Genomic DNA, 22,913 nt, shown 5'->3' on the forward strand with positions numbered 1-22,913 from the left:
GGGTAGCTCACCGACGGGGCGCCGTGCATGGGTTCTGGGAATTCAAGCGCGCTTGAACACCAGCGTGCCGTTGGTGCCGCCGAACCCGAAGTTGTTCTTCACCGCGAAGTCGATCTTGAGATCGCGTGCCTCATTGGCGCAGTAGTCGAGATCGCACTCCGGATCCTGATTGAAGATATTGATCGTCGGCGGGCTCTTCTGATGATGGATCGCCAGCACGGTGAACACGGACTCGATGCCGCCGGCCCCGCCGAGCAGGTGGCCGGTCATGGACTTGGTCGAATTCACCACCAGCTTGCCGGCTTGCTCGCCGAAGGCCTTCTTGATCGCGTTGGTCTCGTTGAGGTCGCCGAGCGGCGTCGAGGTACCGTGCGCGTTGAGATACTGGACCTGGTCGGGATTGACGCCGGCGTTGTTCAGCGCCGCGACCATCGAGCGACGTGGCCCGTCGATGTCTGGAGCGGTCATGTGGAAGGCATCGGCGCTCATGCCGAAGCCAGCGACCTCGGCGTAGATCTTGGCGCCGCGTGCCTTGGCTCGCTCGTATTCCTCGAGCACCACCACTCCGGCGCCCTCGCCGAGCACGAAACCGTCGCGGTCACGATCCCAGGGTCGTGAGGCCGTGGCCGGATCGTCGTTGCGCGTGGACAGTGCCCGGGCCGCCGCGAAGCCGCCGATGCCGAGCGGCGAAACCGTGGATTCGGCACCGCCGGCGATCATCACATCGGCGTCGCCATACTCGATCATGCGAGCGGAGGTGCCGATCGCATGCAAACCCGTGGTACAGGCTGTAACGATCGCGATGTTCGGCCCTTTGAAGCCGTACTGGATGGACACATGGCCGGAGATCATGTTGATGATCGACGCGGGCACGAAGAAGGGAGAGACGCGGCGTGGACCGCGGTTGGTCAGCTCGGCATGCGTCGCCTCGATCATGGGGAGCCCCCCGATGCCCGAGCCGATGTTGCAGCCGATACGAACGGCGTCTTCGTGAGACAGCGCATCGCCGGTCGGCAAACCGCTGTCCTGCACAGCTTGCATCGCAGCGGCCAAGCCGAGATGGATGAAGCGATCCATGTGGCGCGCTTCTTTCTCGGCGATGTACTGGGTGATGTCGAAACCCTTCACCTCGCCTGCAAACTTGCACGCGAATGCGCTTGCATCGAAGCTGGCAATGGTGTCGATGCCCGATTTTCCGGCGAGCAGATTGGCCCAAGACTCGGCGACGGTATTTCCGACGGGGGCAATGCAACCGAGTCCGGTCACAACGACGCGGCGTTTGGTCATGCCGGCAAACCTTTCTGGAAGCACTGAGACCATCGGGCGGCCTGCACGATCATGGCAGCCGCGGACCGATGCGGGAACCCAGTGTGGCCGATATCAGGCCTTTTGATTCTTGGTGGCGTAGTCGACGGCGTTCTGGACAGTCGTGATCTTCTCGGCGTCTTCGTCCGGGATCTCGATGCCGAATTCGTCTTCGAGTGCCATCACCAGTTCGACCGTGTCGAGCGAGTCCGCACCGAGGTCCGCGACAAAAGCCTTCTCGTTGGTGACCTGGGACTCTTCAACGCCGAGTTGCTCGGCAATGATTTTCTTGACACGTGCTTCGATATCGCTCATTTGGTTCCCTCTAAGGGTTGTAGGTAATCGATGATTTTAGCCGGCCGGATCATGGCATTTGGCCCTGCCCGACCCGGCAAAGGAATTGCTTCCGCATTCACATATGCATGCCGCCATTGACATGCAGCTCCTGCCCTGTCACATAGGCGGCCTGAGGCGAAGCCAGGTAGGACACGGCATGGGCAATATCGGCCGGCTTGCCGAGATGGCCGAGTGGGATCTGCGCCAGCAGCGCCTGCTGTTGGGCTTCGGGCAGGTTGGCCGTCATGTCGGTTTCGATGAAGCCCGGCGCGACACAATTGACCGTGATGTTGCGGCTGCCGAGCTCGCGTGCCAGCGCACGAGTCATGCCCGCGACACCGGCCTTGGCAGCGGCGTAGTTGGCTTGTCCGGCATTGCCCGACGCGCCAACCACGCTGGTGATGCTGATGATGCGGCCGTAGCGCTGCTTCATCATGGGGCGGATCGCCGCGCGCGAGAGGCGGAAGACGGCCTTGAGATTGGTGTCGAGCACCGCATCCCAGTCCTCATCCTTCAGGCGCATGGCCAGCATGTCGCGGGTGATACCTGCGTTGTTGACCAGCACGTGGATCGCACCGTACGCCTTGACGATCTGGTCGACCATCGCCTCGACCGCCGGGCCGTCGTTCACGTCGAGCGCCAGGCCGCGTCCACCATAAGCGCCGAGAGCGGCGGTGATCCTGTTGGCCCCCTCCTCGGTGGTGCCGGTGCCGATGACCTGCAGGCCGCGGTGCGCCAACTCGAGCGCGATTGCCGCCCCGATGCCGCGCGAGGCGCCGGTGACCAGAGCCACTTGGCCCTCGAATTTGGGAATGCTCATGGGAGATGGATGTTGAGACTCGACACTCAGGCGCCGAGCAGTTGCTGGGTTTCCGCCCGGGTCGCCGGGTCATACACAGAGGCCGCGACGAGCTCGGGCGCAATGCGCTTGGCCATTCCGGCGAGCACCTTGCCGGGCCCGCATTCGACGATGACCTCCACGCCGCGTGCCTTCAAAGCCAGCACGCTTTCGACCCAGCGCACAGGACCCGCGGCCTGGCGCACAAGGGCATCGCGGATCCGGTCGGCATCGGTTTCCACCGCCACGTCGATATTGTTGAGGATCGGGATCTGCGGCGGCGCCAGGCTGACAGATGCCAAGCGCTGGCGCAGGGCTTCGGCCGCAGGCCGCATCAGGCTGGAATGGAAGGGAGCCGATACCGGCAAGGGGAGCGCCCGCTTGGCCCCCTCAGCCTTGAGCACCTCGCAGGCCTTGTCGACCGCCGCCCTGCTGCCGGCGATCACCGTCTGCATCGGGTCGTTGAAGTTCACGGCCTCGACGACCTCGGCACTGCCGGGCCCGAAGCCTGCCGTCACCTTTGCACAACCTGCCTTCACCTTTTCCGCGTCCATGCCGAGGACTGCTGCCATCGCGCCCGCGCCCACGGGCACGGCTTGCTGCATCGCCTGAGCGCGAAAGCGCACCAGCGGCACCGCCTGCGCCAGCGTGAGCACGCCCGAAGCGACGAGCGCGGAGTACTCGCCCAGCGAATGGCCAGCGACCAGCGCCGGCTTGGCACCGCCTTCGGCCAGCCAAGCCCGCCAGGCAGCGACGCCGGCCACCAGCATCACGGGCTGCGTGTTGGTGGTGAGGCCCAGAGCTTCCTTGGGGCCTTCGCGGATCAGGCGCGCGACATCCTCGTCCAGCGCATCGGAGGCTTCCCGCAGCGTCTCAACCACGGCGGGGTGATCGCCCCAGGCGTCAAGCATGCCGACCGCCTGCGAGCCCTGGCCCGGGAATACGAAAGCGAAGGATTTCATTGTTGCGTCTCCGTTGCGCGTCCCGCCGTCCCCTCGGGCGGCGTGTCGCACTACATAGTCAATAGCACCGCGCCCCAGGTGAAGCCGCCGCCGACGCCTTCGAGCATGACCGTATCGCCCTTCTTCACCTTGCCCGCACGGACTGCCTCGTCCAATGCGAGCGGAATGGAGGCTGCGGAGGTGTTGCCATGCTCGTCGACGGTCACGACCAGCTTCTCGAGCGGCAGCTTGAGCTTTCGCGCGGTGCCTTCCATGATGCGGATGTTGGCCTGATGGGGAATCAGCCAGTCGATCTGCGTGCTGTCCTTGCCGGCCTTCTGCAGGCAGGCGCGCGCCGCCTCCTCCAGCACGCGGACGGCCAGCTTGAACACGGCCTGCCCGTCCATGTGGAGCAGCGGCGTGCCGAGCACATTGCCGCCCGAGACATGGCCGGGGACGCAAAGAATGCCAACGTGCTTGCCGTCGGCATGCAGATCACTGGCGAGGATGCCGGGCTCTGCGCTGGCCTCGAGCACCACCGCTCCGGCGCCATCGCCGAACAGCACGCAGGTGGTGCGGTCGTTGAAATCGAGGATGCGCGAGAACACTTCGGCACCGATGACCAGCGCGCACTTGGCGCTCCCGGTGCGGATCATCGCGTCCGCGACTGTCAAAGCATAGACAAAGCCGCTGCACACGGCTTGCACGTCGAAGGCAGGGCAGCCGGTGATGCCCAGCTTGTTCTGGAGAATGGCTGCCGACGAAGGAAACACCATGTCCGGTGTCGAGGTTGCCACGATGATCAGGTCGACTTCGGCAGCGCTGCGGCCCGCAGCCTCGAGCGCCTGCCTGGCTGCCTGGACTCCCAGATCACTGCTGGTCACCTCGGGCGCAGCAAAGTGACGGGCACGGATACCGGTCCGCTCGACGATCCATTGATCGGAGGTTTCGATGCCACGAGCCGCGAGTTCGCGGGCGAGGTCGTCGTTGGTCACTCTACGCGGCGGCAGGTAACTGCCGGTGCCGGTGATGCGAGAAAAAGGAGTCATCAAACGTGGAGCGCCGCCGTGTCGACCGGCGTCGCCTGCTCTTGCCGCGCGAGCAAGGGCGCGGCGTGGGCGATGCGGGCCCGCACGCGATCGAGCAGGTTGTTGCGAGCGGCATCATAAGCGCGATCGAGCGCATGACCGAAAGCCACTTCATCCGCAGAGCCATGGCTCTTGAATACCAAGCCGCGCAGCCCCAGCAGAGCCGCGCCGTTGTAGCGACGATGGTCTAGGCGACGCTTGAGAGCCTTTAGTACAGGATACGAGACGATAGCCGCAAATTTGCTGAAGATAGTGCTGGAATACTCAATTCGAAGGAAGTCCACGATCATCGATGCCACGCCCTCGGTGGCCTTCAAGGTGACGTTTCCGACGAAGCCGTCACAGACGACGATGTCTGTCGTGCCCTTGAAGATGTCGTTCCCCTCCACGTTGCCGTAGAAGTTCAGATCACCGGAGCTAGCAGCTGTTCGAAGCAGTTGGCTTGCCTTCTTGATTGTTTCGCTTCCTTTTATCGCTTCTTCTCCGACATTGAGCAGCCCGACCGAAGGCGATTCGTTGCCGGTCAGGGCCGAGACCAGGGCGGAGCCAAGCACGGCGAATTGCAGAAGGTCTTCCGCATCGCAATCCACGTTAGCGCCGAGATCAAGGACCGTAGTCGCACCGCCCTTGCTGTTGGGCAGCTGCGGCGCAATGGCTGGCCGATCAATTCCTTCGAGCGTCTTGAGCAGGTAGCGCGCGATGGCCATCAACGCGCCCGTATTGCCGGCCGAAACTGCGGCCTGGGCGGCGCCATCCTTCACCTGCTGGATCGCGACCCGCATGGACGAGTCCTTTTTCTTTCGGAGCGCGACCTCGATGGGGTCGTCCATGCCAACAACTTCGCTGGCCGGCACGACCTGGGCGCGCGGATGCGAAAAGCCGACGAGCGCGGCGGGCGCGCCAACCAGAAGCAGCGAGCCCGCCGGATGGCGCTCAAGAAAGGCCCGACAGGCCGCGAGCGTGACACGCGGCCCATGATCTCCGCCCATGCAATCGACGGCCAGCGTGATCGCGGGATGGGCGGACGTTACGGAGTCGGAAGACGTAACCATCAAAACAAAGGCCCGACGCTACGGCAAAAGTAGCTTCGGGCCTTCAGCCTTGAAACAGCAGATCAGGCTTCTGACTTAGTCTTGAGCACCTTGCGGCCGCGATAGAAGCCGGTGGGGCTGATGTGGTGGCGCAGGTGCGTCTCGCCGGTGGTCGGCTCGACAGCCAAGCCCGGCACGCCCAATGCGTTATGGGAACGATGCATGCCGCGCTTGGACGGCGACTTTTTGTTTTGCTGGACAGCCATGCTGGCTCCTGAAAATGTTCGGGTGAGTTGGTGGGCACGCGCTCGACCGTGGGCTCTGGCGGCCCTTGCCGTCCGTCGACCACATGCAATGGGCGGCGCGCGCGAAGCCCATGATTATAGCTCCATCGAAGCTCCAGATACCAGCCACTCGGTTCCAAGGCTATTTCCGCTTGTGCGGCCGCAGCGCGCCAAGCACGGCGAAAGGGTTGGGGCGAGCGGCCTGAGCGGCGTCGAAATCGGGATCGACTGCGGACAGCTTCAGTGGCTCCGGGCAATGTTCGTGGCGGGGAGTAACGGGGATTTCCATCAGCAGCTCATCCTCGATCAAGGCATGCAGATCGAAGTCCCGGCTGGCGACGAGCACGTCCTCCTCGGATTCCTCGTCTTCGACCGCCGCAGTGCCTTCGTCCGCGACGAATCGAAACCAGCGGTCAACCTTCAACTCGACATCCACCGGCGTCAGGCATCGTTGGCAGACCAGGGGCACAGTGGTCGATGCGCTCAGATGGAGCCACGGAACGGGGGCTTCCGCGTGGCCGTCGCGCTCAGTGCCGACAGCCTCCCAGCGCACGCGCGAATCGGCCGCCGGGCCGGCCAGCTCCGCGCGCAGGCGCGGATACGCCTCGAGGGGCTCCTCGTCCGAAAGCGTCGCGGCCGCTTCGGCGAAGCGATTCACGTCGAGCCTGCCGGAGGTGAATTCTTTGCTCATCGTCGCCAGTCTAAACCGCTCACGCACAATCATGGGCCATGCAACGCCCCGTGATTCTTGCCTCGACCTCGCGATATCGCCGCGAGTTGCTCGCCCGCCTGCTCCTGCCCTTCGACGTCCAACCCCCTGAGGTCGACGAAACACCGCTGCCTGACGAATTGCCAAGCGCCTTGGCCGAGCGGCTGGCCCTCGAAAAGGCCGTGGCGGTCGCACGCCGCTTTCCAGAAGCGGTGGTGATCGGCTCCGACCAGGTGGCCGACCTGGCCGGCGAGCCGCTGGGCAAGCCCGGAGACCATGCCCGCGCGACCGCCCAGTTGCGCCGCATGCGCGGCCAGACGCTGGTGTTCCAGACCGCCGTCGCCGTGGTCTGCCTGGCCACCGGCTTCACCCAGCGCGAGCTCGCCCCCGTGCGAGTCGTGTTCCGCAACTTCAGTGACGCGGCGATCGAACGCTATTTGTTGGCAGAGCAGCCGTACGACTGCGCCGGCAGCGCCAAAAGCGAGGGCCTGGGCATCGCGCTGCTGGGCTCCATCGATAGCGACGATCCGACGGCGCTGGTGGGCCTGCCCCTGATCCGCACTGCCAACATGCTGCGGGCCGCTGGAATCGATCTGCTGTGAGCCGAGGCAAGCTCTACCTGGTTCCGGCACCGCTGGATTTCGGATGCGACACGCAAGCCGCCCTTCAAGAGGTGCTGCCGCTCGGCACGCTGCAAGCCGCCGCCGGCATCACCCATTGGATCTGCGAAAACGCGAAGTCGGCACGTGCCTATCTCAAGCGCATCGATGGCGTCGTGCCGCTCGCCGCACCGCTGCAGGCGCAGCAGATCCAGGAGTTGCCGCGCGAGGTCCACAAGAAGGGCGACCACGACCCAGGCCAGTTCGACGCGCGCCCGCTGCTCGCCGCGGCGCTGGCCGGCATCGATATCGGACTGCTGAGCGAGGCCGGCATGCCGGCAGTTGCCGACCCGGGGTCCTCCGTTGTGCGCGCCGCTCATGAGCTGGGCATCGCGGTGGCCCCCCTCACCGGGCCGGTATCGCTGCTGCTCGCGCTCGCGGCCAGCGGACTCAACGGCCAGAGTTTCGCCTTCGTCGGCTACCTGCCGCAGGAGGCCGAAGCCCGCGTGCAGCGCATCCGCGAGCTCGAATCGATCGCGTTGCGCACCGGCCAGACCCAGCTCTTCATCGAAACTCCTTACCGCAATGCAGCCCTGTTGCAAGCCTTGATGCAGACACTCCAGCACAACACACGACTCGCGGTGGCCCGCAGCCTGACGCTCGCGAGCGCCGACATCCGTAGCGAGACGGTGAAAGCCTGGCGCGCCAAGCCAACCGGCACCAACGAACGCATGCCCGCCGTGTTCGCGATCGGACGCTAGGCGTGTCTGCCACCGTCATGCAGCCGTCCGCGCGCACGCGCTGGGCCTCGCGCGCGCAGTTCTTCGCCTCGGGTTTCATCTTCGCCACGTGGGGCGTGCACATTCCGACAGTAAAAGCCCAATACGGCGTCACGGAGGCTGAACTCGGCCTGGCCATGCTCTCAGCGGGCGTGGGCGCCCTGCTTGGCCTCACGCAGGCGAGCCGGTGGATCGGCCGCTATGGCGCACGGACGACGGCTGGCTCCTGCGGCGCCGTCTACGCCCTGCTGCTCGCCGGCCTGCTGGTCATGCCGGGCTATGCCGCATTGCTGGGCTTGTTGGCGGCTTTCGGCATCGTCACCAGCGTATTCGACGTGGCGATCAATACCGAAGCCGCAGAACTCGAGCTGCGCAACGGGCGCCCGCTCATGAGCGGGATGCACGGCATGTTCAGCCTGGGCGGCATGGCCGGCGCGGTGACCGGCAGCGCGGCGCTGGCCGCGGGCATGGCCCCGCAGTCGCATCTGACGCTCGTCGCGAGCGCAATGGCCGTGGCGATCGTCTTTGCGGGCCAATGGATGCTGCCCCGCGAAGCCACCGCTTTCGCCGCCAACAACGAAGGCTTCCGCCTGCCCCGCGGCGCCCTCGTGATCCTCGGCGTGCTGGCCGCGCTGGGGCTGATCGCCGAAGGCGCGATCTACGACTGGAGCGTGCTCTATCTCAAGCAGGAGTTGGGCAGTCCGCAACAGCAGGCCGCCCTTGCCTACGCCAGCTTCTCGGCCGCCATGGCCGCGACGCGCTTCTGCGGCGACACGATGCGGGCGCGCTTCGCGCCCGCTGTGCTGCTGCGCACCAGCGCCCTGCTGGCGGCGGCCTCGATGACACTGGTCCTGCTGACCGATGCGCCGTGGCTGGCACTGGTCGGCTTCGCAGGCGTGGGGGCCGGATTCGCCAACGTGGTGCCGATCCTGTTCGCGGCCTCGGCGCGGGTGCCGGGCGTCGAGCCGGCGCGCGGCATCGCGGCGGTTTCTGCGGCGGCCTATCTGGGCTTCATGGCGGGACCGCCTGTGATCGGCTTCCTGGCCGAGGTCAGTTCGCTGACTGCGGCGCTCTATGTCGTGGTGGCCTTCGCCGTGGGGCTCGCAGCGTCGGCGCGCTGGGCCGATCCGGCCTGATCAGCGCAACGCCGGTGCGCTGCGCATCGCACGCACCGAAGCATCGCCGAGCGCCGCGCCGAACTTCTTGGCCAGCTTCTCGGCCACGTTCTCGCGGCGGGTGTAGTCGATGACTTCCTCGGCCTTGACGACCTCACGCGCGACGAAGTCGACATTGCCGAGTTGATCGGCCAGCCCGAGATCCACCGCCTGCTGACCGCTCCAGAACAGGCCGCTGAACAGGCCTGGCGTCCCGGTCTTCAGCCGCTCGCCCCGGCCCTTCTTGACCACGTCGACGAACTGCGCGTGGATCTGCTCGAGCATCTGCTGTGCATGCGCGCGCTGGGCATCGCTCATCGGGCTGAAAGGATCGAGGAAGCCCTTGTTCTCGCCGGCCGTGAGCAGCCTGCGCTCGACGCCGACCTTCTCCATCAGCCCCGTGAAGCCGAAGCCGTCCATCAGTACGCCAATGCTTCCGACAATGCTGGCCTTGTCGACGAAGACCTTGTCTGTCGCCGCGGCGATATAGTAGGCCGCCGAGGCGCAGGTCTCCTCGACCACCGCGTACACCGGCTTGTTGTGCTTGGCCCGCAGGCGGCGGATCTCGTCGTTGATGATGCCGGCCTGCACCGGGCTTCCGCCGGGCGAGTTGATCAGCAGCACGACACCCTTGGCGCCTTCGTCCTCGAAGGCGGCCTTCATCGCCGCGATAACGAACTCGGCGCTTGCATCGGCGCCATTGGCGATCTCGCCCTTGATCTCGACGACCGCGGTGTGCGCGGTGGTCTTGGCAGTGGTCGGCGCGCCGCGCGAGACTGCCATCCATACCAGAAAGATGAAGAAGGCCAGCCAGCTCAGCCGGACGAAAGTCTTCCAGCGGCGTGCGGCCTGCTGCTCGCGCAGGCTGGCGAAGGCGAGCTTCTCGAGCGTGGCGCGCTCCCAGCCGGGCTGCCGCGTCGGATCGTTCCTGGAACTGCTGTGCGCTGGCGTGGCGCGCTCGAAAGGCTCGAAACCTTCGGGTTCCGTGCGGTGGGGGTCGGTCATATCAGAAGGCCAGGGGTTGGAGGTTCCAGGCAGTATGCCAGTGCACCACGCCGTCCCGTTCGCTGAGGACGATCTTCACGAGCCCGCCGCGGCAAGGCCCGCCGGCGCATTCGCCTGTGTCCGGCTTGTAGACGGCGCCGTGGGTTGCGCATAGCAGCCATTGGCCGCTGTCGTCGAAGAAGCGGTCGGGCTGGAAGTCCAGCTCCATCGCCACGTGGCTGCAGCGGTTCAGGTAAGCATGCACCTGGCCTTTGTAGCGGACCGCGAAGGCCCGGCAGGTTTGACCGCCGTGAACCACGTCGAAGGGCACGGCACGACCGCCTTCGACCAGATCGGCCGCATTGCACAGGGGAATGCCTTCGCTCATTTCCCGATTTTCATGCGTTGTCGAGTAGCCATCGCGTGAGGCCGGACACCGAGTGCGCCACGTACAGGGGCTGCAGCGAATCGAAAGTATCAGACTCGTGCGCGCCGTAGCTCACGCCCACGCTCGCGCAGCCGGCATTGATCGCGAGCTGCAGGTCATGGGTGGTGTCGCCAATCATCAGGGTGCGCTCGGCCGGCACCTCCAGCTCCTCCATCAGTTCCAGCAGCATGCGCGGGTGCGGCTTGCCGAAGGTCTCGTCGGCCGTGCGCGAGGCGTCGAAGCGCTCGCGCAGCGCGACGGTGGCCAGGGCTTCGTTCAGCCCGCGCCTCGACTTGCCGGTGGCCACCGCCAGCTTGTGTCCCCGATCATGGAGCGCGTCGAGCATCGGCAGAACGCCGTCGAACAGCACGAGGTCGTCCTGGTGCTTGAGATAGTGGTACCGATAGCGCGAGCCGAGCTCCGGGTATTTCTCGCGGGGCACATCGGGCGCCGCGCGGGCCAGCGCCTCGGCGAGGCCCAGGCCGATCACCCAGGCGGCGTCGTTCTCGCTCGGCCTGGCGCCACCGACATCGACCACTGCGGCCTGGATGCAGCGCACGATGAGGCGGGTGGAGTCATAGAGGGTGCCATCCCAATCGAAGGCGATCAGGTCGAAGCGGCGCGGACGGATTTCAGTCATGGTCAGGGGGCGGGGCGGAAACGGCGAGCGTGTCGAGCGCGGGCTGAGGCATCAGCGCGCGCAGCTCGGGCGGCAGCTCTGCTTGCAGGGCCATGCGCTCGCCGCTCACGGGATGGGTGAACTGGAGCCGCCAGGCATGCAGGAACATGCGCTTGAGGCCGAGCTTGTGCAGCGCGCGGTTGCGCTCGAAGTCGCCATACTTGTCGTCTCCGGCAATTGCATGGCCTCCAGTGGCGAGATGGACGCGAATCTGGTGCGTGCGGCCTGTCTTGATGGTGACGGCGAGCAGGGAAAAGGCGGCCGGCTCGATCGGCAGCGAAACCCGGGCCAGCACCTTGACCAGTGTCACGGCACGCATGGCGTCAGGGTGGTCCTTGGCGACAACGCGCACGCGCCGCTCGCCCGGCTCCGAAGATCCCGGTCGGCTCGGCAGCAGATAGCGTGCGAGCGCTGCATCGAGCACCTTCTTGTTCGCCGGCCAGTGGCCCTCGACCAGCGCCAGGTAGGTCTTGCCGGTCTCGCGCTCGCGAAACTGGTCCTGCAGGCCTGTCAAGGCACTGCGTTTCTTGGCGACCAGCAGGATGCCCGAGGTCTCGCGGTCCAGCCGATGCACGAGTTCGAGGAAGCGGGCGGCCGGCCGCGCCGTACGGAGCTGCTCGATCACGCCGGAGCTCACCCCGCTTCCGCCGTGGACCGCCACGCCGGCCGGCTTGTCGATCGCAAGCAGCGCATCGTCCTCATACAACAAGGGGAATTCGCGCGCCGGCGGAGGCGGCGATCCGCCCTCCGCCTCAGCCCGTGCGGCCGTCCGCAACGGCGGCAGCCGCAGCACATCGCCGGCTGCCAGCCGGGTCTCGGCCTGCGCTCGCCCCTTGTTGATGCGCACCTCGCCTGACCGGATGATCCGATAGACATGGGTCTTGGGAACGCCCTTGAGCTCCCTGAAGAGGAAGTTGTCGAGTCTCTGACCCGCAAATTCACCATCGACCGTCAGAAAGCGAACTTCTGCTGCCGCGGGGCTTGGCTTCGCACCTATAATCTTTTTCACCAGCGCGGTCTTGTAAGTGCTTGATTAAACAGAAGTTTAGAGCACGGCCGACAGCGCTGCGAGGTCGATGCCGCTTGGGCGTTGAATCTGCAGGCCACGCGCAAACGTGCAAGGCGGCAGCCGCTCCATCCAAGCCAAGCCGACGCCCACGAAACACCGATACGGAATACCAGCCGGCAGGCAACAGGCTGCCGGCGGATCGAAGCGAGTCCCTTGTGTTGATGCTGTTGATTCAACTGTGCCTACGCTGGCTCATGCCGGCGCCTTCGGGCATTGAGTCATCGGTTGCGCCTGTTTCCACCGCGCCAGTTGCCATCGAAAACGTGGCAAGTCAACATCACATCGGGCTCGCGCCCATCCACGCGCCCCCACCCTTGCTGCGATTGAGCTGACGCTCAATTCAGGTGGCGCGCGCTCGCACGCCGCCGGCATCCGGGGTCAAGCGGCAATTCCTCCTTCGTTTCGCGAAGCGTCGTCCGTGCATCGTGGGTCCGTCATGGACCGGTGAGAACGACAGAAACGACAAAAGGAAACGCATCATGAAGCGGATGCTGATCAACGCCACGCAGGCAGAAGAACGCCGCCTGGCAATCGTCGACGGGCAGAAGCTCCTCGACTACGAAATCGAGATCGAAGGGCGCGAGCAGCGCAAGGGCAACATCTACAAGGCGGTCGTGACGCGCGTCGAACCGTCGCTGGAGGCTTGCTTCGTGGACTACGGCGAGGACCGGCACGGCTTCCTCCCGTTCAAGGAAATTTCCAAGCAGTACTTCGCCGAGGGCGTGTCTGCCAGCCAGGCGCGCATTCAGGACGCGATCAAGGAAGGCCAGGAACTGGTGGTCCAGGTCGAGAAGGAAGAGCGGGGCAACAAGGGCGCGGCCCTGACCACCTTCATCTCGCTGGCAGGACGCTACGTGGTGCTGATGCCGAACAACCCGCGCGGCGGCGGCGTCAGCCGGCGTATCGAGGGCGACGACCGCGCCGAACTCAAGGAGGCGATGGACCAGCTCGAATACCCCAAGGGCATGAGCATCATCGCGCGCACCGCAGGCATCGGCCGCTCCGCCCCCGAGCTGCAGTGGGACCTGAACTACCTGCTGAAGCTGTGGGCCGCGATCGACGGCGCCGCCAAGGGCGGCAAGGGCGCCTTCCTGATCTATCAGGAGTCGTCGCTGGTGATCCGGGCAATCCGCGACTACTTCAACCACGACATCGGCGACATCCTGATCGACACCGACGACATCTACGACCAGGCGCAGCAGTTCATGGCGCACGTGATGCCGGAGCATGCGCAGCGCGTGAAGCGCTACCGCGACGATGCCGCCCTGTTCAGCCGCTTCCAGATCGAGCACCAGATCGAGTCCGCCTACGCCCGCACCGTGCAGCTGCCCAGCGGCGGTGCGATCGTGATCGACCACACCGAGGCGCTGGTCTCGGTGGACGTGAACTCGGCGCGGGCCATCAAGGGCGGCGACATCGAGGAGACGGCCACGCGCACCAACCTCGAGGCCGCCGACGAAGTGGCGCGCCAGATGCGCCTGCGCGACCTGGGCGGCCTGATCGTCATCGACTTCATCGACATGGACGAGTCGAAGAACCGCCGCGAGGTCGAAAGCCGCCTGCGCGATGCGCTGCGCCAGGACCGCGCGCGCGTGCAATTCGGCTCGATCAGCAAATTCGGCCTGATGGAAATGAGCCGTCAGCGCCTCAAGCCTGCCCTCTCCGAAGGCTCCTCGATCCCTTGCCCCCGCTGCGGCGGCTCGGGCCACATCCGCGACACCGAATCGAGCGCGCTGCAGATCCTGCGCATCATTCAGGAAGAGTCGATGAAGGACAACACGGCCGCCGTGCATGTGCAGGTGCCGGTGGAGGTCGCCTCCTTCCTGCTCAACGAAAAGCGCCCGGAAATCGCCAAGATCGAGCTCAAGCAGCGCGTCACCGTGCTGATGGTGCCCAACAAGACGCTGGAGACGCCCAACTACAAGCTGGAGCGGCTGAAGCACGACGATCCGCGCCTGGACCACATCGAGGCCAGCTACAAGATGGCCGACGAAATCGAGGATCCGACCTCGGTCACGCGGCGCTCGCAGGAGCCTACCAACCGTCAAACTCCGGTGATCAAGGGCGTGCTGCCCGACGCGCCGGCGCCGGTGGTGGCGCCCAAGCCCGAAGCGGTGCAGCCGCCCGCGGCAGCGCCCGCGCCCGTGGCCCCGCAACCGGCGGCCGCCCCGGAACCGGCAGAAGCCGGCTTCTTCGGCTGGGTCAAGCGACTGTTCGGCGCGCCTCCTGCACCGGCGCCAGCCCCGGCGGTCATTCCTGTAGAAGCGCCCAAGCCGCGCCGTGAAGGCCGCAGCGCCCGCGACGGCGAACCGCGCACCGCGCGAGAAGGCGAGCCGCGCCGCGGCGGACGCGGCGAAGGTCGAGGCGGCGAAGGTCGAGGCGGTGAACGCCGCGGCGGGCGCACTGGCGAGCGCCGTGAAGGCGAGCGTCGCGAAGGACGCGAAGCACGCGGCGAGGCGCGCAACGACGCTCCGATCCGCGAGCCGCGCGAGGCACGCGCACCGCGCGACGGCGAGCGGCGTGGCCGTGGCGAGCGGCGCGACAACGAGCCACGCCAGGCCCCGGCCGAAGCCGACATCCAGCTCGACGCCCAAGCGCTTGCCCCGAACGGCCCGGCGACGGACGACGGAGCGCCGCAGGCAGAACGTGCGCCACGCGGACGCGGCGAGCGGCGGGAACGCGGCGAACGCAGCGCTGATACCGTGCGCGATTCCGCCAACGATGCAGCCCAGCCGGATGCCGAGCGCGCCGCACGCGGTGGCCGCGAGGAACGCGCCCCCCGTGGCGAGCGCGGCGAAGGCCGGCGGGAACGCCGAGGCGACGGGGCTCCGCGCACGACCGAAGCTGCTCCGGCCGCCGAGACTTCCCTGGCCACCGGCAGCGACGCCGCTGAAACAGTGACCGGCGATGGTGCACCGCGCCGCGAGGGTGACGAACGCCGCAGCCGCTCGCGTGACCGCTATGGCCGTGATCGTCGCGAACGCGGCCCGCGCGAAGAAGCCGATACCGGCGCGGCGGCGCTGCCGCTCGAAGCAGCCGACGCGAGCGGCGCAGCCGACCTCGATCGCCTGCCCAAGGCGCCCGAGAGACCATCGGCGCCCATCGCGCCCGCTGCCCGCGTCGCACCTATCGCGCCCATCGCGCCCATCGCGCCCATAGTCGTCGACCGGCCGGCCGTGCGCACTCGCGCGCTGCCGAAGGTCCAGCCCTTTGAGCTGCCGACGGACGAGCTCGCGCAGATCGCCGAAGGCTCGGGCCTCCAGTGGGTGAACTCGAACGCCGAACGCGTTGCCGAGGTTCGCGCTGCGATCGCGGCGGAACCTCGGCCGGTGCATGTGCCGCGCGAACGGCCGCCTGCCGTCGTGCAGGACGAAGGGCCGCTGATCCTCGTTGAAACGCGACGCGATCTCGGCAACATGGTGCTGCCGTTCGAGCAGCCTGTCCGCGAACCTGGCGCAGGCCAGTAAGGGCTTGCGCAGGCGAATCGCCTGCCTCCTTCCATCGGTACCGCCGACGGTGCCTCAAGGCCGCGCCAGAAATGGCGCGGCCTTTTTCGTGCGCGAGCCTGCCGCCATGGGGCGCCGCCTGCCCCTGGGAAGCATTTGCAGGTGTTGTCCTACGTGCGCCGGTGTAATTCCTTCTTGTTCAGAACGGCATACTCTATGCATGCTGCAGCGCAACAGCACAAACCCGGCAAGAAATCATTAACTACGTCACAAAAACGGCGAGCGGCGTCTGCAAACAACACACAAACGTCAATGCGCGTTAACATCTTGTCATACAAAAGAACTACACTTCATGCTTGATGTTGCATCGCGTCAAGGCTTCGCCGAAGCTCTTTGGTAGAGGGTGAAGCTGACGTCGTCTGACAAGCGATGTACGTCTTTTGTTCACAAGACAAACGGCTCATCTTGTGTTCAAATTCTTGCGAATAGTAGTAAAGCGTTACAGCTGCCGCGCTCTGGCTTGAGGCAGCACATACCCGTCACCGGGGGAATATTCAATGTTTCGTTCCGACTCAACCGCACACGGCAACGTGGTTCGACGCTACACCCCCGGGGGCGGCGGCCCCTCGGCGTCTCCCATCTACGTGCAACCGCGCAGGCTCGGCCTGCTGGAGCGCGCTGCGAAGCGCAGCATCGACATCGTGGGTGCGCTGACCTTCTTCATTCTCTTCGGCCCCCTCTATCTGCTGGTGGCGCTCTGCGTGGGCATCAGCATGGGACGTCCCGTGCACTTCTGGCAGCACCGTCTTGGGGAGAACGGCCAGCGCTTCCGCTTCTACAAGTTCCGTTCGATGGTGCGCGATTCCGAGCACGTGCTCGACGAGTTCCTGAGCCGCAACGACATGGCGCGCACCGAATGGGACACCTTCCAGAAGCTGGAGAAGGACCCGCGCATTACGCCGATCGGCCAGTTCATCCGCAAGTTGAGCCTCGACGAGTTGCCGCAGTTCTGGAATGTGCTCAAGGGTGACATGAGCCTGGTCGGCCCGCGTCCCTGCATGGAACGCCAACGCAGCCTCTACGGCAAGGGCTGGGAGCACTACTGCGCGATGCGCCCCGGCATCACTGGCCTGTGGCAGGTCAGCGGCCGCAACCGGCTGTCGTATGCCCGACGCGTCGAGCTCGACGTGGAGTACGTCAGCAACTGGTCGCTCTGGCTCGACATCAAGATCCTGCTGAAGACGGTGCGCACCGTGATCACCGGCGACGGGTCGAGGTAAGCATGATTCGACCCATCGTTCTCTGCGGCGGCAGCGGCACGCGGCTATGGCCGCTCTCGCGCAAGACGCTACCCAAGCAGTTCGTCCCTCTGATCGACAACAAGAACCTGCTGGTGCTCACGCTGGAACGCCTGCGGCTGCTGAACCCCGAGGTGACCTGCGTCGCAGCCGAAGAGCACCGCTTCCTGGTGCAGGAAAGCATCGAGGCGGCAGACGTGAGCGGTCAGCAGTTGCTCGAGCCGGTGGCGCGCAACACGGCGGCCGCAATGGCGGCGGTCGCCCTTCTGTCCGAGCCCGACCAGTTGCTGCTGTTCGCGCCGGCCGACCATCACATTCCCGATGCCGAGCGCTTCGTGGCGACGATCCGCAAGGGCGTGCCCGCCGCCCTCGCCGGCCATCTCGTGACCTTCGGCGTCGAGCCCAGCTTCCCGAGCACGGCCTACGGCTATATCCGGCAAGGCGAGCCGCTCGAGGCATCGCTGGGCGATGAGGCCGGCCATGCGGTGGCCGCTTTCGTCGAGAAGCCGGCCGCCGCACACGCCGAGCAGTTGCTGCTCGCGGGCGGCCATCTCTGGAACGCAGGCATCCTGCTGGTCCAGGCCCGGGTACTGATCGCAGCGCTGCAGCAGCATGCACCCGACATCCTCCAGAGTTGCCGTGAGGCCACCACAACCGTGGAAATCGACGGCGACTTCCTTCGAATGGACGCCGCTGCCTTCGGCCGCTGCCGCAGCCAGAGCATCGACTACGCCGTGCTCGAGAAATGCGAGAAGGTTGCCGTCCTGCCATTCCAGGGCCGCTGGAGCGATGTCGGGAGCTGGAACGCGGTCGCCGAGCTGCACGAGGCCGACGACAACGGCAACCGGATCAGCGGCCAGGGCTTTGCCATGGGCGCGCACAACACCTTCATCTACGCACCGAACCGTCCTGTCGTGGCGTTGGGCACCAAAGACCTGCTGGTGGTGGACACGCCTGATGCATTGTTGGTCGCGCACGCGGAATTCGCTGAACAGGTCAAGGACGCGGTCGCATTGCTGACCACCCAGGGCCACAGCCAGGCCACGCGCCACCGCCGCATCCCGCGCCCCTGGGGCGCCTATGACAGCGTGGACGATGGCGAACGTTTCGCCGTCAAGCGCCTCACGGTGAAGCCCGGCGCGCGCCTGGCCCTGCGCATGCACCACCACCGCGCGGAGCACTGGGTGGTCGTGAAGGGCACGGCCCGCGTGCTGTGCAACGGCGAGGTGTGCCTGGTCAAGGAAGACGAATCGATCTACATCCCCGTTGGGGCCAAGTACCGGCTCGAGAACGCAGGCAAGACCATGCTCGAAGTGATCGAAGTCCAGACCGGTGGCTATCTCGGCGAGGACGACATCGTCCGCTTCGATGACGCACCCGCCGCCGTCGTCCTCGGCAAAGGCAAGAAGCTGGCCTGAGCGGTCCTTCTCCGGGCGTTCCGGTTTCACCAATCCTGCGCGGAAAGTCAACATTCCATGAGCCAGTTCCAGAAGCGAATTTTCGTGGCGGGCCACCGCGGCATGGTCGGCAGCGCCATCGTGCGCTGCCTGGTCGAGCGGGGCTACAGCAACATCATCAGCCGCAGCCGTGCCGAGCTGGACCTGACCGACCAGGCCCAGGTGCGGGCGTTCTTCGCCGAGGAGAAGCCGCAGGAGGTCTACGTGGCCGCAGCCAAGGTGGGCGGCATCCATGCCAACAACAGCTATCCGGCCGAGTTCATCTACTCGAACCTGATGGTCGAGGCGAACGTGATCCACGAGGCGTGGCGCAACGGCGTGAGCAAGCTGCTCTTCCTCGGCTCGAGCTGCATCTACCCCCGGCTGGCGGCGCAGCCGATGGCCGAGGACGCGTTGCTGACTGGCAAGCTGGAGCCGACCAACGAACCCTATGCGATCGCCAAGATCGCGGGCATCAAGCTGTGCGAGAGCTACAACCGCCAGTACGGCTGCGATTTCCGCAGCGTGATGCCGACCAACCTCTACGGTCCGGGCGACAACTACCACCCCGAGAACAGCCACGTGCTGCCGGCGATGATCAGGCGCTTCCACGAAGCCAAGCTGGCCGATGCGCCGGCGGTGGTCATCTGGGGCACCGGCTCTCCGAAGCGTGAGTTCCTCTACGTCGACGACATGGCCCGCGCCTGCGTGCACGTGATGGACCTGCCGCGCGAAACCTACGCGGCGTGCACCGAGGTCACCACCAGCCACATCAACGTCGGCACCGGTGAAGACCTGTCGATCGCGGAACTCGCCAGCCTGGTGAGCGAGGTGGTGGGCTACCAGGGCGAGATCCGCTACGACACCAGCAAGCCCGACGGCGCGCCGCGCAAGCTGCTCGACATCTCGCGCATTCGCGAGCTCGGCTGGACGCCCGAGGTATCCTTGCGCGACGGCGTGACGCGCGCCTACGAAGACTTCCGCAGCGAAGAGCTCGTTCCTTCCTGAGGTGCCCCTTTCCTGTCCTGCATGAACGCTTCCTCGCTCTCCCTCATTCCGCCCGGCACGGGCGGCGTGCGAGACTACGCGTCCGTGGTCGGCCATCCGCTCCACGCACCGCTGATGGAGTTGAAACACGACACCGACACCGCATCGCTCTCGGGTGACTTCGTGCTGCTGCACTTCAGCGGCTACGGCTTCGAGAAGCGCGGCATTCCCTTGTGGCTGGTCCGCCGGATCCGCAGCCTGCGCGCGCAGTTCAAGGCGGTCGGCGTGGTCTTCCATGAGCTCTTCGCGACCGGACCGCCGTGGGGCTCGGCCTTCTGGCTCAGCGGCATTCAGCGGCGCATCGCACGCGAGTTGCTGCTTCAGGCCGACTTCTGGCTGACGAACCGCGAGGATGCCGCGCGCTGGCTGCTGGCTCAATCGAAGGCTGCGCCGCACCGGGTGCTCCCCGTGTTCTCGAATGTCGGGGAGCTCGACGTGATCGACACCGAGCGGCAGCGCCGGCTGGTCGTGTTCGGCAGCGCCGGCATCCGTGCCCAGGTCTACGACTGGTCCGACGGAGAGATCTTCCGCAGTGCGAAGCGCAACGGCCTCGAGGTCCACGACATCGGCCCGGCCATGCCCGAAGGGCCGGTCGCGCAGCGCATGGTCCACGAAGGCGTGGTGGTGCACGGCAAGCTGCCGGCCGAACAGGTGAGCGCGGCCTTGTCCGGCGCGGAATTCGGCGCACTGGCCTATCCACCGGACTATGTGTCCAAGAGCGGCATCTTCGCTGCCTATTGCGCGCACGCGGTCTGCCCCATCCTGCTGTCGAAGGATTACGGCGAGCATGACGGCCTGACCGCCAACGTCCACTACGTACGCGGGTTCGGCGCGCTCGATGCCACCACCGATGCACGCAGCGTGGGCGGCGAGGCGCACAGGTGGTACAAGCCCCATCGCATCGACGCGCACGTGGCGGCACTGCGCACGCTCGCGAGCGAGGCATACCGATGAGCGCCATTGCACCTACCACGGCCGTGCAGGCGCCCAGCCGGGCGGTGTCGCTCAGCCGCGCAGGCAAGCTTTTCCTCGCCGTCTTCCTGATCGTCGTGTTCGAGGGCTCGGTCCGTAAATGGGTGTCCTCTGCGTCCACCCTGCCCTTGATCCTGCTGCGCGACATGCTGGCGCTGATGCTGGTGGTCTACGCCTGGCGACACGGGCACCTGAGGCGGCACAGAAAGATCACTGCCGCCATGATGGCCTGGACCTGCCTGGTGGTTGGCTGGGGGCTGCTGCAGCTGGTCGCTGGCCAGAGCACGCCCGTGGTGTTCGTGATCGGGCTGCGCTTCTGGCTGCTCTACATCTGGTTCGCGGTGGCCGCGGCGGCGGCGATGAACGAAGCGGACTACCGCGTCGCCATCAAGGCAGCCGCCTGGATCATGCTGCTGCTGGCACCGCTGGCGGTGCTGCAGCACTACTCGCCGCCGGGCGCGCGCATCAACACCCAGATCGACGGCGACGAGGAAAGCGTGTTCGTCGCGGTCGTCGGGGTGGTCCGCACCACCGGGACCTTCAGCTTCACCTCGGGCTATGCCACCTACCTCACCATGGTGGCGCCGCTGGTGTTCGGCATCCTGGCCGCACGCAAGCGCAACCAGTTCCAGTTCCTGTTCGCGCTCGCGGTGTTCGGGGCCTTCGCCACCGGCGCACTGGTGAGCGGGTCCAGAACCGCAGCGATCTCCTCAGCGGGGATGCTCGGCGCCTTCCTGGTCGGCCGCCTGCTTTTCTCGAAGGCGCGCAACAAGGTGGGCGCAGCCGCCGCCGTGTTGGTGATCGGCCTGCTGACCGCCATCTTCGCCTATGTATTCCGCGACGCCATCGGCGTCACTCAGACCCGTTTCGAGCAGGCGTCGGCGGCAGAAAACTTCACCGAACGGGTGCTCACGGTGCTGTTCGGCGAGCCCTGGGTGCTCGACCTCGTCACCTGGCTCGGCTACGGCGTGGGCTTCGGCTCCAATCTCGCCACCTACGTGCGTACCGGCTCTGCCGATGTCTTCGCGCTCGCGGAGGCCGAAGGCGGCCGCATCCTGATGGAAGGCGGACTGCTGGGCTTCGCGTACATCGGGATCAAGTACCTGGTGCTGACGCTGGGCGTGATCCGCAGCCTGAAGATATCGATCAGCACCAACTCCCCCTATCCGCTTCTCGTGTGGCTGACGACCGCGCTGGCGGTGGTCAGCTGGCCTGCCCTCGGGCAGCTGACCGCCAACGCCCTGCTCGGGCTCATGTTCGCCTACGCTCTCCTGCTATTCCGGTATCCGAGGCTCGAGATCTTCCCGCCGCGCGCCTCGCGATCGTGAGACTGCTGCATCTGGTCCCCTCCGTCGATCCCCAGGGCGGAGGCGTCATCGAGGGAGTGCGGCGCCTTCACGACGCGCTGACCGCTTTGGGTCACAGCGGCGACGTGGTGAGCCTGGACAGCCCCGATGCCGCCTGCGTGAGCGCCTACCCCGGCACGGTGGTCGCGACCGGCCCTTCGGTCTCCAGCTACGGCTACAACGAGCGCCTGCTGCCCTGGTTGAAGGCACATGCCGGCAGCTATGACGCCGTTATCGTCAACGGGCTCTGGCAGTACGTGGGCTTCGCGGCCCGGCGTGCGCTGCACGGCTCGGGCACGCCCTACTTCGTGTACAGCCACGGCATGCTGGACCCGTGGTTCAAGCGCCGCTATCCGCTCAAGCACCTGAAGAAGTGGCTCTACTGGCCCTGGGGCGAGTACCGCGTGCTGCGCGACGCATCCGCCGTGGTCTTCACCTGCGAGGAGGAGCGGTTGCTGGCCCGGCAATCGTTCTGGCTCTATCGCTGCCGCGAGGTGGTGGGCTCCTACGGCACCAGTACGCCGCCACGGGATGCAGAGCGCCTGTCGGAGGTCTTCCTCTCGTCCTTCCCCGAGCTGCGGAACAAGCGCCTTCTGCTCTTTCTCGGCCGCATCCACGAGAAGAAGGGATGCGACCTGCTGATCGAGGCTTTCGCGCAGGTGGCGGCAAGGGCGCCCGACGTCCATCTCGTGATGGCGGGGCCCGGCGACGATGCCCTCACGCGGCAACTTCAAGCCCGTGCGCGCAGCCTGGGGGTCGCCGCGCGCATCAGCTGGCCCGGCATGCTGTCGGGCGATCTCAAGTGGGGCGCCTTTCATGCATGCGAAGTCTTCTGCCTGCCCTCTCACCAGGAGAACTTCGGCATCGCGGTGGTCGAGGCCATGGCCTGCAGCCGGCCGGTGCTGATCAGCGACAAGGTCAACATCTGGCGCGAAATCGACGCGGACCAGGCCGGTTTCGTCGAGTCCGACACGCTGGAAGGCACGACCGCCCTGCTGCAACGCTGGCTGGCCGCGACGCCGGCCGAGCTGGACGCGATGCGCGCCGCCGCGCTGCGCTCCTTCGAGCAGCGCTTTCGCATGGAGCAGGTTGCTTCGACGCTGGTGGACATCATCCGCACGCACGCTCCGCATATCTCCTGAGGG

22 protein-coding genes are annotated in these 22,913 nt (G+C 66.2%); 10 read left to right on the forward strand and 12 right to left on the reverse strand.

The annotated features are described in order from the left end of the window. Positions 1-42 precede the first annotated feature (42 nt). The 8 genes from fabF to ACMGEZ_RS19170 all read right to left on the reverse strand — a co-directional run bounded on the left by fabF (position 43) and on the right by ACMGEZ_RS19170 (position 6,514). Positions 43-1,287: a beta-ketoacyl-ACP synthase II gene (fabF, locus tag ACMGEZ_RS19135; protein WP_436823851.1), complete on the reverse strand. Its 1,245-nt coding sequence runs from the start codon at positions 1,285-1,287 to the stop codon at positions 43-45. Between the two features lie 93 nt (positions 1,288-1,380). Then, positions 1,381-1,620, reverse strand: a complete 240-nt coding sequence (gene acpP / locus ACMGEZ_RS19140) for an acyl carrier protein (RefSeq protein WP_007830471.1) — start codon at positions 1,618-1,620, stop codon at positions 1,381-1,383. 97 nt (positions 1,621-1,717) lie between these two features. After that, the gene (gene fabG, locus ACMGEZ_RS19145; RefSeq protein ID WP_436823852.1) at positions 1,718-2,461 is read right to left on the reverse strand and encodes a 3-oxoacyl-ACP reductase FabG; all 744 of its coding nucleotides are present in this window, start codon (positions 2,459-2,461) and stop codon (positions 1,718-1,720) included. Between the two features lie 26 nt (positions 2,462-2,487). Next, positions 2,488-3,441, reverse strand: coding sequence for an ACP S-malonyltransferase (fabD, locus tag ACMGEZ_RS19150; RefSeq protein ID WP_436823853.1), 954 nt, complete (start codon positions 3,439-3,441; stop codon positions 2,488-2,490). 50 nt (positions 3,442-3,491) lie between these two features. After that, entirely contained in the window at positions 3,492-4,469 is a 978-nt protein-coding gene (locus tag ACMGEZ_RS19155; protein WP_436823854.1) for a beta-ketoacyl-ACP synthase III, read from the reverse strand. Continuing rightward, positions 4,469-5,560 (reverse strand): phosphate acyltransferase PlsX, encoded by a 1,092-nt coding sequence (gene plsX / locus ACMGEZ_RS19160; RefSeq protein ID WP_436823855.1) that lies wholly within the window; start codon positions 5,558-5,560, stop codon positions 4,469-4,471. Before plsX ends, ACMGEZ_RS19155 begins: the two co-directional genes overlap by 1 nt. Before the next feature lie 62 nt (positions 5,561-5,622). After that, the gene (gene rpmF / locus ACMGEZ_RS19165) at positions 5,623-5,805 is read right to left on the reverse strand and encodes a 50S ribosomal protein L32 (protein WP_436823856.1); all 183 of its coding nucleotides are present in this window, start codon (positions 5,803-5,805) and stop codon (positions 5,623-5,625) included. Positions 5,806-5,965: 160 nt separating this feature from the next. Next, the gene (locus ACMGEZ_RS19170; protein WP_436823857.1) at positions 5,966-6,514 is read right to left on the reverse strand and encodes a YceD family protein; all 549 of its coding nucleotides are present in this window, start codon (positions 6,512-6,514) and stop codon (positions 5,966-5,968) included. Between the two features lie 38 nt (positions 6,515-6,552). Here ACMGEZ_RS19170 and ACMGEZ_RS19175 point away from each other — a divergent pair, with 38 nt between their 5' ends. The 3 genes from ACMGEZ_RS19175 to ACMGEZ_RS19185 are packed head-to-tail and all read left to right on the forward strand — an operon-like array spanning position 6,553 to position 9,046. Then, complete coding sequence (locus tag ACMGEZ_RS19175) at positions 6,553-7,134, forward strand: Maf family protein (RefSeq protein WP_436823858.1); 582 nt, start codon at positions 6,553-6,555, stop codon at positions 7,132-7,134. After that, the gene (locus tag ACMGEZ_RS19180) at positions 7,131-7,892 is read left to right on the forward strand and encodes an SAM-dependent methyltransferase (RefSeq protein WP_436823859.1); all 762 of its coding nucleotides are present in this window, start codon (positions 7,131-7,133) and stop codon (positions 7,890-7,892) included. The genes ACMGEZ_RS19175 and ACMGEZ_RS19180 overlap by 4 nt, the downstream gene beginning before the upstream one ends. 17 nt (positions 7,893-7,909) lie before the next feature. Beyond that, complete coding sequence (locus ACMGEZ_RS19185; protein WP_436823889.1) at positions 7,910-9,046, forward strand: MFS transporter; 1,137 nt, start codon at positions 7,910-7,912, stop codon at positions 9,044-9,046. Here ACMGEZ_RS19185 and ACMGEZ_RS19190 read toward each other — a convergent pair whose 3' ends face one another. From ACMGEZ_RS19190 to ACMGEZ_RS19205, 4 genes are read right to left on the reverse strand one after another with little or no spacing between them, the layout of a single operon-like run. Then, a complete protein-coding gene (locus ACMGEZ_RS19190) occupies positions 9,047-10,069 on the reverse strand; it encodes a S49 family peptidase (RefSeq protein WP_436823860.1) in 1,023 nt (340 codons plus the stop codon). A gap of 1 nt (position 10,070) precedes the next feature. Beyond that, positions 10,071-10,436 carry a Rieske (2Fe-2S) protein gene (locus ACMGEZ_RS19195; RefSeq protein WP_436823861.1) on the reverse strand — a complete coding sequence of 122 codons (366 nt, stop codon included), beginning with the start codon at positions 10,434-10,436 and terminating at the stop codon, positions 10,071-10,073. A gap of 10 nt (positions 10,437-10,446) precedes the next feature. Further along, positions 10,447-11,115 carry an HAD-IIIA family hydrolase gene (locus ACMGEZ_RS19200; RefSeq protein ID WP_436823862.1) on the reverse strand — a complete coding sequence of 223 codons (669 nt, stop codon included), beginning with the start codon at positions 11,113-11,115 and terminating at the stop codon, positions 10,447-10,449. Further along, the gene (locus tag ACMGEZ_RS19205) at positions 11,108-12,163 is read right to left on the reverse strand and encodes an RluA family pseudouridine synthase (RefSeq protein ID WP_436823863.1); all 1,056 of its coding nucleotides are present in this window, start codon (positions 12,161-12,163) and stop codon (positions 11,108-11,110) included. Before ACMGEZ_RS19205 ends, ACMGEZ_RS19200 begins: the two co-directional genes overlap by 8 nt. A gap of 539 nt (positions 12,164-12,702) precedes the next feature. Between ACMGEZ_RS19205 and ACMGEZ_RS19210 the strand changes: the two genes are divergently transcribed. The 7 genes from ACMGEZ_RS19210 to ACMGEZ_RS19240 all read left to right on the forward strand — a co-directional run bounded on the left by ACMGEZ_RS19210 (position 12,703) and on the right by ACMGEZ_RS19240 (position 22,910). After that, positions 12,703-15,690, forward strand: coding sequence for an Rne/Rng family ribonuclease (locus ACMGEZ_RS19210; protein ID WP_436823864.1), 2,988 nt, complete (start codon positions 12,703-12,705; stop codon positions 15,688-15,690). Positions 15,691-16,226: 536 nt separating this feature from the next. Further along, positions 16,227-16,949, forward strand: coding sequence for a sugar transferase (locus ACMGEZ_RS19215; protein ID WP_436823865.1), 723 nt, complete (start codon positions 16,227-16,229; stop codon positions 16,947-16,949). Between the two features lie 2 nt (positions 16,950-16,951). Next, positions 16,952-18,385, forward strand: coding sequence for a mannose-1-phosphate guanylyltransferase/mannose-6-phosphate isomerase (locus tag ACMGEZ_RS19220; RefSeq protein ID WP_436823866.1), 1,434 nt, complete (start codon positions 16,952-16,954; stop codon positions 18,383-18,385). Positions 18,386-18,442: 57 nt separating this feature from the next. Next, complete coding sequence (fcl, locus tag ACMGEZ_RS19225) at positions 18,443-19,411, forward strand: GDP-L-fucose synthase (RefSeq protein ID WP_436823867.1); 969 nt, start codon at positions 18,443-18,445, stop codon at positions 19,409-19,411. Between the two features lie 21 nt (positions 19,412-19,432). Continuing rightward, positions 19,433-20,404 (forward strand): hypothetical protein, encoded by a 972-nt coding sequence (locus ACMGEZ_RS19230; RefSeq protein WP_436823868.1) that lies wholly within the window; start codon positions 19,433-19,435, stop codon positions 20,402-20,404. Next, on the forward strand, positions 20,401-21,750 hold the full coding sequence (locus ACMGEZ_RS19235) for an O-antigen ligase family protein (protein WP_436823869.1): 1,350 nt from the start codon (positions 20,401-20,403) through the stop codon (positions 21,748-21,750). The genes ACMGEZ_RS19230 and ACMGEZ_RS19235 overlap by 4 nt, the downstream gene beginning before the upstream one ends. After that, complete coding sequence (locus ACMGEZ_RS19240; RefSeq protein WP_436823870.1) at positions 21,747-22,910, forward strand: glycosyltransferase; 1,164 nt, start codon at positions 21,747-21,749, stop codon at positions 22,908-22,910. The genes ACMGEZ_RS19235 and ACMGEZ_RS19240 overlap by 4 nt, the downstream gene beginning before the upstream one ends. Positions 22,911-22,913: the final 3 nt, after the last annotated feature.

The sequence above is a fragment of the Variovorax stachyos genome, assembly GCF_051400855.1.
Lineage (GTDB): Bacteria > Pseudomonadota > Gammaproteobacteria > Burkholderiales > Burkholderiaceae_C > Variovorax.

Bases quoted from the DNA above. Each gene is read 5' to 3' on its own strand.
- ACMGEZ_RS19210 (WP_436823864.1), top strand. From the start codon at position 12,703: ATGAAGCGGATGCTGATCAACGCCACGCAGGCAGAAGAACGCCGCCTG.
- ACMGEZ_RS19185 (WP_436823889.1), top strand. From the start codon at position 7,910: ATGCAGCCGTCCGCGCGCACGCGCTGGGCCTCGCGCGCGCAGTTCTTC.
- rpmF (WP_436823856.1), bottom strand. From the start codon at position 5,805: ATGGCTGTCCAGCAAAACAAAAAGTCGCCGTCCAAGCGCGGCATGCAT.
- ACMGEZ_RS19200 (WP_436823862.1), bottom strand. From the start codon at position 11,115: ATGACTGAAATCCGTCCGCGCCGCTTCGACCTGATCGCCTTCGATTGG.
- fabD (WP_436823853.1), bottom strand. From the start codon at position 3,441: ATGAAATCCTTCGCTTTCGTATTCCCGGGCCAGGGCTCGCAGGCGGTC.
- fabG (WP_436823852.1), bottom strand. From the start codon at position 2,461: ATGAGCATTCCCAAATTCGAGGGCCAAGTGGCTCTGGTCACCGGCGCC.
- ACMGEZ_RS19230 (WP_436823868.1), top strand. From the start codon at position 19,433: ATGAACGCTTCCTCGCTCTCCCTCATTCCGCCCGGCACGGGCGGCGTG.
- fabF (WP_436823851.1), bottom strand. From the start codon at position 1,287: ATGACCAAACGCCGCGTCGTTGTGACCGGACTCGGTTGCATTGCCCCC.
- plsX (WP_436823855.1), bottom strand. From the start codon at position 5,560: ATGGTTACGTCTTCCGACTCCGTAACGTCCGCCCATCCCGCGATCACG.
- ACMGEZ_RS19175 (WP_436823858.1), top strand. From the start codon at position 6,553: ATGCAACGCCCCGTGATTCTTGCCTCGACCTCGCGATATCGCCGCGAG.
- ACMGEZ_RS19170 (WP_436823857.1), bottom strand. From the start codon at position 6,514: ATGAGCAAAGAATTCACCTCCGGCAGGCTCGACGTGAATCGCTTCGCC.
- ACMGEZ_RS19235 (WP_436823869.1), top strand. From the start codon at position 20,401: ATGAGCGCCATTGCACCTACCACGGCCGTGCAGGCGCCCAGCCGGGCG.
- ACMGEZ_RS19195 (WP_436823861.1), bottom strand. From the start codon at position 10,436: ATGAGCGAAGGCATTCCCCTGTGCAATGCGGCCGATCTGGTCGAAGGC.
- fcl (WP_436823867.1), top strand. From the start codon at position 18,443: ATGAGCCAGTTCCAGAAGCGAATTTTCGTGGCGGGCCACCGCGGCATG.
- ACMGEZ_RS19155 (WP_436823854.1), bottom strand. From the start codon at position 4,469: ATGACTCCTTTTTCTCGCATCACCGGCACCGGCAGTTACCTGCCGCCG.
- ACMGEZ_RS19215 (WP_436823865.1), top strand. From the start codon at position 16,227: ATGTTTCGTTCCGACTCAACCGCACACGGCAACGTGGTTCGACGCTAC.
- ACMGEZ_RS19220 (WP_436823866.1), top strand. From the start codon at position 16,952: ATGATTCGACCCATCGTTCTCTGCGGCGGCAGCGGCACGCGGCTATGG.
- ACMGEZ_RS19190 (WP_436823860.1), bottom strand. From the start codon at position 10,069: ATGACCGACCCCCACCGCACGGAACCCGAAGGTTTCGAGCCTTTCGAG.
- acpP (WP_007830471.1), bottom strand. From the start codon at position 1,620: ATGAGCGATATCGAAGCACGTGTCAAGAAAATCATTGCCGAGCAACTC.